This window comes from Streptococcus sp. 23.2 (assembly GCF_016648665.1).
Classification (GTDB): domain Bacteria; phylum Bacillota; class Bacilli; order Lactobacillales; family Streptococcaceae; genus Streptococcus; species Streptococcus salivarius_E.
Genome location: NZ_JACLQJ010000001.1, coordinates 248,328 through 257,137, shown reverse-complemented (window position 1 = coordinate 257,137; position 8,810 = coordinate 248,328). Strand labels below are relative to the sequence as shown.

At 39.9% G+C, this 8,810-nt stretch carries 8 protein-coding genes and 1 pseudogene; 4 read left to right on the top strand and 5 right to left on the bottom strand.

What is annotated here, in order from left to right:
* The coding region (locus H7T98_RS01290; protein ID WP_201043116.1) for an IS3 family transposase at positions 1–201 on the top strand (201 nt) is incomplete at its 5' end.
* A gap of 106 nt (positions 202–307) precedes the next feature.
* Entirely contained in the window at positions 308–1,186 is an 879-nt protein-coding gene (gene tehB / locus H7T98_RS01285) for an SAM-dependent methyltransferase TehB (protein ID WP_155213348.1), read from the top strand.
* 82 nt (positions 1,187–1,268) lie between these two features.
* On the opposite strand, the gene H7T98_RS01280 is transcribed toward tehB, so the two are convergent.
* Together H7T98_RS01280 and H7T98_RS01275 are read right to left on the bottom strand one after the other, a co-directional pair.
* Positions 1,269–2,021 carry a DUF4767 domain-containing protein gene (locus H7T98_RS01280; protein ID WP_155213347.1) on the bottom strand — a complete coding sequence of 251 codons (753 nt, stop codon included), beginning with the start codon at positions 2,019–2,021 and terminating at the stop codon, positions 1,269–1,271.
* A 95-nt stretch (positions 2,022–2,116) separates the two neighbouring features.
* A pseudogene (locus H7T98_RS01275) lies at positions 2,117–3,166 on the bottom strand (LLM class flavin-dependent oxidoreductase).
* Between the two features lie 547 nt (positions 3,167–3,713).
* Between H7T98_RS01275 and H7T98_RS01270 the strand changes: the two are divergent.
* Both H7T98_RS01270 and H7T98_RS01265 read left to right on the top strand, forming a co-directional pair.
* Positions 3,714–4,541 carry an exodeoxyribonuclease III gene (locus tag H7T98_RS01270; protein WP_175057722.1) on the top strand — a complete coding sequence of 276 codons (828 nt, stop codon included), beginning with the start codon at positions 3,714–3,716 and terminating at the stop codon, positions 4,539–4,541.
* A gap of 75 nt (positions 4,542–4,616) precedes the next feature.
* A complete protein-coding gene (locus H7T98_RS01265) occupies positions 4,617–5,096 on the top strand; it encodes a QueT transporter family protein (protein ID WP_002884216.1) in 480 nt (159 codons plus the stop codon).
* 40 nt (positions 5,097–5,136) lie between these two features.
* Here H7T98_RS01265 and H7T98_RS01260 read toward each other — a convergent pair whose 3' ends face one another.
* From H7T98_RS01260 to H7T98_RS10155, 3 genes are all read right to left on the bottom strand, one after another.
* Entirely contained in the window at positions 5,137–6,765 is a 1,629-nt protein-coding gene (locus H7T98_RS01260; protein WP_195918106.1) for a hypothetical protein, read from the bottom strand.
* Positions 6,766–6,871: 106 nt separating this feature from the next.
* Entirely contained in the window at positions 6,872–7,861 is a 990-nt protein-coding gene (locus H7T98_RS01255; RefSeq protein ID WP_175057724.1) for a helix-turn-helix transcriptional regulator, read from the bottom strand.
* Positions 7,862–7,941: 80 nt separating this feature from the next.
* On the bottom strand, positions 7,942–8,556 hold the full coding sequence (locus H7T98_RS10155) for a hypothetical protein (RefSeq protein ID WP_230310590.1): 615 nt from the start codon (positions 8,554–8,556) through the stop codon (positions 7,942–7,944).
* Positions 8,557–8,810: the final 254 nt, after the last annotated feature.

Sequence of the window (8,810 nt, the reverse complement as noted above, 5' to 3'; positions counted from 1 at the left end):
AGTCCAGACAACGGCATGATGGAATCCTTCTTTGGCATTCTTAAGTCTGAGATGTTTTATGGTTATGAGAAGACGTTCAAGTCAATTGAGCATTTGGAACAAGCTATTGTAGACTATATTAATTATTACAACAACAAACGCATTAAGGTAAAACTAAAAGGACTCAGTCCTGTACAATACAGAACTAAATCCTTTGCTTAAATTATTTGTCTAACTTTTTGGGGTCAGAACACACCCGGCTAGGCCTTTTTTCTTTTTCCATACTTTTGCTATAATAGAGTCATACCGTTTGAAAGGAACTCATAAAATGACTATAAATCAGCAACTTCTTTGCTACAAACGTTTACCAAACTGGACAGCTACAACACTTCCAGAAATGGTGACGCAAAAACACAATACTAAGGTAGGAACTTGGGCTAAATTAACCATTCTATCAGGATCTCTCCGCTTCTACGAATTAGATGAACAAGGACAGGTTACTGCAGAGCACCTTTTTACCCCCGAGACAGAGATTCCTTTTGTTGAACCACAAGCTTGGCATCGCATCGCTGCTGCATCAGATGATTTGGAATGCTATCTTTCTTTTTACTGTAAACCTGAGGACTACATGGCTAAAAAGTATGACACTAAAGCCCACTCCGAGGTTCTTGAAGCAGTCCAATCTGGTCATATCAAACCTGGTCGTACCCTTGACCTAGGCTGTGGTCACGGCCGTAACGCTCTTTATTTGGCATCTCTTGGGCATGATGTTACAGCCGTTGATGTTAATAACGAAGCTACACAACGCATCCAAATGATTGCAGATGAGGAAAATTACAATGTTAGAGCTGGCTACTACGATATCAATGCTGCTGCTCTTCCTGAGTCTGAAACCTTTGATTTCATCCTCTCAACAGTCGTCTTTATGTTCCTTGATCCCGATCAAATTCCGGCTATTATCAAGAATATGCAAGAGCGTACAGTCATTGGTGGTTACAACCTAATTGTTTGTGCCATGGACACTGAGGAGCACCCTTGTACCATGCCTTTCCCATTTACGTTTGAAGAAGGCGAGTTGAAAAACTACTATAGAGACTGGGAATTAATCAAGTACAATGAAAATCTTGGTCACCTTCACCGTTTAGATGAGCATGGCAATCCAATCGCCCTTCAATTTGCGACCATGTTAGCCAAGAAGGTTAAATAAGAGCGAATGGCTGTAGAAGAGCTGACCACAGTTTGACTTGTCTTCAAATTAAAAACTAGGATTCCAGTTGGAATCCTAGTTTTTAATTGTTTACAATATCTGCATATCCTGATTTAAGGTCAGCATTTTCCGTTTCTTTGACATAATACACGCCACCATTAGTAGTTGGTGAATAAAGAACAAAGGGAGTCCCATCTTTTTTAATGGTAAAGAAATAACGGTGAACAGATACATTTTCCCATCTCTCGTATACCGAAACAATGGTATACTCCGAATTGCTATTACCATTTGCAGCATAAGTAGCATCCACAGTCTGGTTATGATCCGACATCCAACGGATAGGCAAGGAAGAGGCTTCATTGGTAATTTCTTTGTATCCTGGCTGATTCATCTGATTGCCCCAAGAAACCATCAAACTAGCAAGGCGACTAGCTTTGTCATTGGTCCAACGTGGATTTTCAGTATAGGCTTCCTTAGCATGGTTAGCATCAGGTGTATCAATACTTGCACTGCTAGATTCACTCGTCTTCGCATTTTCGATTGATGACGTACTTGGCTTGGCATTAGCCTTATCTGTCGATGAGAATATCGAGCTAGCCACTGTGGCAGACGACTTAGTCTGTTTGACGTTCTTCATTGAACTAGAGACTAGAGTCAAGCCAATGCCAACGACGATCGCTACTAGAGCCCCCAGAAGAATATAGATATAATTATAATTTTTCGAGATTCCAATAAGGCCAGACTGATAAGCTAATTGTAGTTCATCGGGTTTCGGTTTACGCCCTTGAACTTGCTCAAAACGACTTATCCATTCTGCTTCTGACAGCTTTCGCATAATTTTCCTCTTCTCTTTATCAATTATCTTCCATCCTATCATAGAACAGTGATGATGACAATAGTAGAGAGAACTTGAGGTTTACCTTCAACCAATTATCCTTTATTTTCAAAATAACGACGAACAATTGGCGCCACTTCTTCACCATAAAGCTTAATAGCCTTTAGAACAGCCTCATGTGGCATAGAACCAATTGGGAGATGAAGCATGAAGCAATCTAGCTATAAATCCTCAATAATACGAATGATTTTTTGAGCGACGTGAGCGGGGTCCCCTACGAACATGGCTCCGTTTGGTCCAACACTAGCATAGTACTGCTTTTTAGTCATTTCAGACCAATGTGGGCGATCCTTAGCAATGTTATCCACCGTTTGTTTCGTTGGATAAAAATAATTTTCTATCGCTTGGAAATTATTTTCTTCAATCCATCCCCAAGAATGAGCAGCCACCTTAAGTTGTTCATCCGAATAACCATTTCGAGCACCGATTTCCTTATAAACTTCTACTAATTTAGTAAAGGCCTACGGATTTCCCCCAATTGTAGCATAGACAATTGGCAAACCTTTTTCCGCAATTTGAATGGTCGACTCAATGTGACCACCTGTCGCTACCCATACCGGAAAATCATCTTGGACTGCTCGCGGATACACAGGGCGATTGTCAACAGATTGAGTATGCTTACCTTGCCAAGTTAAACTCGTTTGCTTTTTCACTTCCAGAAGCATGTCTAGTTTTTCATTGAAAAGTTCATCATAGTCTGAAAGATCATAGCCAAAAAGTGGGAAACTCTCAACAAAGGAGCCTCTACCCGCCATGATTTCTGCACGACCACTTGACAGAGCATCAATGGTTGCATACTGCTGATAGACGCGAACCGGGTCAATAGATGACAAAATGGTTACTGCACTAGATAAACGAATCTTCTTGGTATTCACAGCACCTGCTGCAAGAACAATTTCCGGTGCCGACACTGCAAAATCTTCACGGTGATGCTCTCCAATCGCATAAATATCTAGTCCAACTTGATCCGCCAATTCAATTTCTTCAACGAGCTCTCGAATACGTTGGTCATGAGAGATAGATTTTCCAGTCGATTCTAGGAGGGTTGTTTCTCCAAAAGTTGAAATGCCAAGTTCAATCGACATAAATCTTTCCTCCAGTAATTCTTTTATTTGTTATGAAAATACACTATAACTAGTTAGTGATAATTACAAATAAAAAAACCTAAGACTCTATTTTCCAAGAAAGACTAATAGGGTTAGGCAGAAAAGGAGAACTAAAGCACCCATGACCACTAGGAGACTAATCTTATAGCCTAGGGGATTTTTGGGATTTAAACTAGTTCCAAGGCCATACCTACGGAGGACAAATAAGGGTTCTGAGGGAGATTGCTTAAGGTTGTAGCCTAAGAGAGACCTTAAGTAAAATAAAAAGAAGACACTCATCCCCGGAAAAATAACAAGAGGAAGCACTAGCCCCTGTGACCACCAAATCATGATTGTAAGAAAGACTTGTATCAACAAGAGACCCCAAAACAAGTAATAAATGTAGGATTGCTTTTTCATTAATATGTACCTCTCAATCTAAGATAAGTATACTCCTCCTAGCTTCCCTTATCAAACCCATAACTCGCCTGACACCTTATTTTCTGCTACAATAGAAAGGAAAGATTCAAAAAAGGAAACTGTACACATGAAATTAATTTCTTGGAATATTGATTCACTAAATGCCGCCCTTACTAGTGATTCTGCACGCGCTCAATTATCACGCGCTGTTATCGACACCTTGGTCGCTGAAAATGCAGACATCATTGCTATTCAAGAGACAAAACTGTCTGCTAAAGGTCCGACTAAAAAGCATTTGCAAATCTTGGAAGACTACTTCCCTGACTATGACAATACTTGGCGTTCATCTGTTGAACCTGCCCGTAAAGGTTATGCTGGAACCATGTTCTTGTATAAAAAAGAACTGAATCCAGTCATTACCTATCCTGAAATCGGAGCACCTTCAACCATGGACTGTGAAGGGCGTATCATCACTCTCGAATTTGACAATTTCTTTGTGACACAGGTCTACACACCAAATGCTGGTGATGGCCTCAAACGTCTGCTTGAACGTCAAATCTGGGACGAAAAATATGCGGATTACCTAGCTGAATTGGACGCTCAGAAACCAGTTCTTGCGACTGGTGACTACAATGTTGCCCACAAGGAAATCGACTTGGCTAATCCTTCAAGTAATCGTCGTTCACCAGGATTTACAGATGAAGAACGTACTGGTTTCACTAACCTCCTTGCAAAAGGTTTCACCGATACCTACCGTCACCTCAATGGCGACGTTACAGGAGCCTACACATGGTGGGCCCAACGTAGTAAAACATCTAAAATCAACAATACAGGCTGGAGAATCGACTACTGGTTGACTTCAAATCGTATTGCCGATAAGGTCACAAAATCAGACATGATTGACTCTGGTGATCGCCAAGACCACACACCTATTGTCTTAGAGATTGACTTATAAAATAACTCTAGACCTAAATCACAAAAAGAGTAGACCTGCTACTCTTTTACTATGCCCAATAATTAAGGAGAAATTATGAAAAATAAACTTAATCCCACTCAAAAACTCGTTCTATCAGCTATTATGATGGCCCTTTATATTGCTATCCTCTTTGTCTCACAAGCTATTTCCTTTGGTGCTGTTCAGATGCGTCTGGCCACTGCTTTATATGGACTAACCTACATCTTCCCATTTTTGGTATTCCCAATTAGTCTGGCTAATGCCATCGCAAACTCTTTTGGAGGTTTGGGATTGATTGACGTGGTTGGTGGTTTCTGTGCTAGCTTTTTAACAACTGGTAGCATCTACCTCATCCGTAAAGCCAAGTTATCTAGCTGGTTCATCATCTTTCCAATCCTACTCGTTCCTGCTTTAGTGGTACCAATCTGGCTTAGTGCCTTGCTCAAACTTCCTTATTTTGCTCTCGTTATTAATCTCCTCCTGGGACAATTAGTTCCTGCGATTTTGGGAGCAGTCCTGGTACGAGAATTAGCTAAACGAGGATATAAAGACTGACAAAAACAAAAATATCTCTGCAATGTGCAGAGATATTTTTTTAGTAATGATATGCTTTCTTGTAAGCTTCTCTTGGTGTCAATTTGTCACCAGAGATAAGCAAACGGTAGTCAACATTAGTAGGATCTTTTTGATACTCATCAACCCAATCTTGATTCATTTCAAGATAAAGATTATAAGTTCCCAACTCAGTCGAAACAGTACCTACCTTGTAAAAATCTTTATAACGCTTTTGGTTATCCGTTTTTTTCAATTTTTCATATCGATAATAGGTTCTGGCAAAGTCAGTGAACTGGTATTCTTTCTTATCTTTTCCAGAACCAGTTGTGACTGCAATGGTGCCCTTGTTATTTGTTAAATGCAAATCATAATCATAATCATTGTGACTATTCACTTGGAAAACACCTGAAGTGATATCACTGTCATCAGAGAATGTCTGAATGTCAGCGAACTTAGCAGCCTGCCAAGAAGTAGGGACTCCTTCATATTCACCATCACTCTGTAGACCTAGAAGTGACCAATAATGACCGAGATAGAAGGTATTAGACTTCTCACGATCTGTCACCAGTTCACCTACCATCTTAAGGTTTTCAGCACCCAGACGGTATGGGTTAGAGAGATAACCAAAGACTGGGAAGAAATAAATGATGACTGTAAAGGTCAAAAGAGTCTTCATATTAATCTTATTGATAGCCCAGAAGAAATAAGCAGCTGAGAACAAGAGAGCGTATGCTGCACCATAGCTAAACTTATGCGCATGGGCAATCAAAAGCAAAATGAAGAAAATAGGTTGGATAGGACGAATCTTATGATAGATGATAGAGAAAACGTCCTCTTTGTCTTCCTCAGATTTGAAAATCAAGGACAAGACAATGGTCAAGAGCACAAAGAAGGCGCCAAACCCGAAACCAACATCGTTTGGACGGAAGAAGTAAGCCAAGATGGACATGTCCATTACCAATAGCCAGACAGATGCAAATTTGATCATGTTGTTACCAAATTTTTCAGCTGTTTGACTAGGTGCCTTCAAAGGTACCTCAAAGGCTTGTGCAAGTGCTCTCTCTTTGGCCTGGCGTTCGGCCTCTATTGCCGCTTTCATCTCCTTAGTACTGCGTTCCTTTTGGAACAAATGGGCAACCTTGGTCGGTTCATCTTGTCTCGACTTGGTAATGCTCAAAAAGAGCAAATATTGCATAGCAAAGATGAGAGCTGTGTTCCCACCGTATTCTAGGAAGGAACCATCCCAAATACTAGAAACAACTGCAAAAACGATATAACCTCCAATTGAGATTAAAACCGTCAAAAGCAAATGAATCCAACGATAACGATAAGTGTATTTATCAGTTGTATCTCGTCTCAAAAACGTGTCACGTGGGTAAAGATACCAGATAACGAAGATAAGTTCAATGGCCTGAACTGCTGTTAGAAAACCAACATAGTTGAAGCCAAAAACGGCTGCTACCACATTGATGAGATAGGAAATAATAGCCAAAACTCGCAGACTGGTGCGCTTAGACAAGAGTCCAATACTCATCAGGGTGATAGTTGAGAAGGCAGAAAAACCAGCGCCCATCTTATTATCAAAGATAAACACATTGACAAAGGCAAAAATCAAGATTCCTAGAAGAGTTAAGACTTGTTTTTGCATTTCTTTTTTCTTTTCTTTCATATTTTCCCTCCTTATGAAAATGATAACGCTTCCGTATTCCTATTTTAACACAATTATACTATTTTTGTCAGATTTAAAAAGGCATTCGGATAACCGAAGGCCTTTTTCATTTGTTATCTAATGCTTCAATCTTGAGGAACACAAAATCCCCATCAAAGCGTTGAATGTACTTCTGAAAACCTAATAAACTAAAGGTTTCAATCTCATAACGGACCTGATCAACACCATCACTAGTGCTTTCCTCTAACAGTTTAAGTTTTGGAATATCGGATTCCAGGACATCACGGTAAAGTCCTTTATACTCAAAGGTAATTCGAGCCCACTCATTACCAGAAAGCATTGAGAAAGCCTGGTAACGCACCTGCTCATCTGTAATAAGACGGGCTTCTTGTTCTGGACTTAACGTGAAAGCCAAATCATTTTCAGATTTATGAATGGTCTGAAAACGATCGACACGGAAATAACGGATTTCAGAGAACTGATAATCACAAGTAAAGTTATCATCCAGTTTGTAAGAAATACAGTAGAAATAATGGTTATCAAAAATGACTGAAATCGGAAAGACCTTATATTCCTCCACTTTTTCTCCTGGCTTACGGTAACTAAAAGACAAAGGACGTTGGTCCACAATGGCATCGAAAATGGCTGAAATAGCTGGTAAGAGTGACTTATCTTGATCCTGATAAATCTTAAGTTCTTGATAACTATCTAGTTCTAGCTCAGTCAATCGCTTGATACGTCTGCGCTCCTTGTCGTCTACAGCCCTCTCAACAAAGATGTTGATAATTTCTGCTACTTCATCCTTTCGAAGGGCACGACTCTCTAAAAGAATCTTAGATAGGATAACTGCCTGATTGTATTTAAGGTTACCATAGCCCTGTTCATACTGGGCATGATAGGAACCGTATTTTCTGGAATACTTAACCTTCATATTTGGACGTAACTCAGTCAAATTTTCCTTGAGTTCACTCACGTCCTCTTTAAGTGTACGCTCACTTATGCCAAAGCGAGCTAGGTAGTCCATTTTTGAAATGTCATTTCCCTTTTCCAATTCGGACATAAAATACAAGAGACGTTTGGTTTTTGATGCTGTCATTATAAAATCCCCCTTTATAATCAAACCTCTTATTACTAAAAAATTGCTGTTTAGTTATTCATTATCATAGATAGTCATCCCTAGTAGCGACGAGCCACAGAATTATAGCTCAAATAATAGTCCTTTTTCTTTTCGTTATACTCAAAAGATAGTCTTAACAATTGTGCTTTCTCAATAGGACTATTCTGATCAGTGTAATCAAGATCAACTGACTTATGTATGATTCCTGATGAATGGACGTTGATACTTCTCCAGGACCTTTTTGCCTGAGAATGTTCCCTCACTACCTCAGACAAGGATGTTGCTGGACCCAGATAGTCTTGGTCTTTAGTACGTAAGCTACTTATCCGCTCTTCCGTCCAATTACTGCTATAATTATCAACCTCAGTGACGCCATCAAGGGGATAAGTCGCTATTCCACTATCATAGACAAAGCGTCCCTTTTCGTCCTTCACAAAAGAGAAATCACTATATTCATTGCCATCTCCACGGTCAGATCTCACCTTGAGACCACTAGACTCCATCTCGACATAATTGCCCTTACCATGACTTTTAATAATCGAACGTAAGGTATCAGCCTTGGGTTTCAGATTTTCAAAATCTTCTTCCGTCCAGTTATAAATCGCAGACTCATCTTCGTAATCTTTGGGATCATCGCTATCAGGTTTATCCTCATCAAGATCTGACTGAGACACCTACTGAATCAACCTGTATTTTTTCATAGCCCCTCGATAGACAGAACCACCTAAAGTGGCAAAGAAGGATAGTCCAATCAAGCCAACCACGATTGCGGTGAAGAGAAATCTACCTAGCTTCTGTCCCATTCTAAAGAGAATGATAACAAGGACAAAACATGCCACAATTACAGCCAGATACACAATTATCGGCTTATACTTCCAAGATAAGAAGACCGAGCCCCAGCTCACACTTAAGAGTATCAGTGGCAGAG

Excerpts from the sequence above, each read along its gene's own strand:
- tehB (WP_155213348.1), top strand. The coding sequence starts at position 308 with ATGACTATAAATCAGCAACTTCTTTGCTACAAACGTTTACCAAACTGG.
- H7T98_RS01280 (WP_155213347.1), bottom strand. The coding sequence starts at position 2,021 with ATGCGAAAGCTGTCAGAAGCAGAATGGATAAGTCGTTTTGAGCAAGTT.
- H7T98_RS01270 (WP_175057722.1), top strand. The coding sequence starts at position 3,714 with ATGAAATTAATTTCTTGGAATATTGATTCACTAAATGCCGCCCTTACT.
- H7T98_RS01265 (WP_002884216.1), top strand. The coding sequence starts at position 4,617 with ATGAAAAATAAACTTAATCCCACTCAAAAACTCGTTCTATCAGCTATT.
- H7T98_RS01260 (WP_195918106.1), bottom strand. The coding sequence starts at position 6,765 with ATGAAAGAAAAGAAAAAAGAAATGCAAAAACAAGTCTTAACTCTTCTA.
- H7T98_RS01255 (WP_175057724.1), bottom strand. The coding sequence starts at position 7,861 with ATGACAGCATCAAAAACCAAACGTCTCTTGTATTTTATGTCCGAATTG.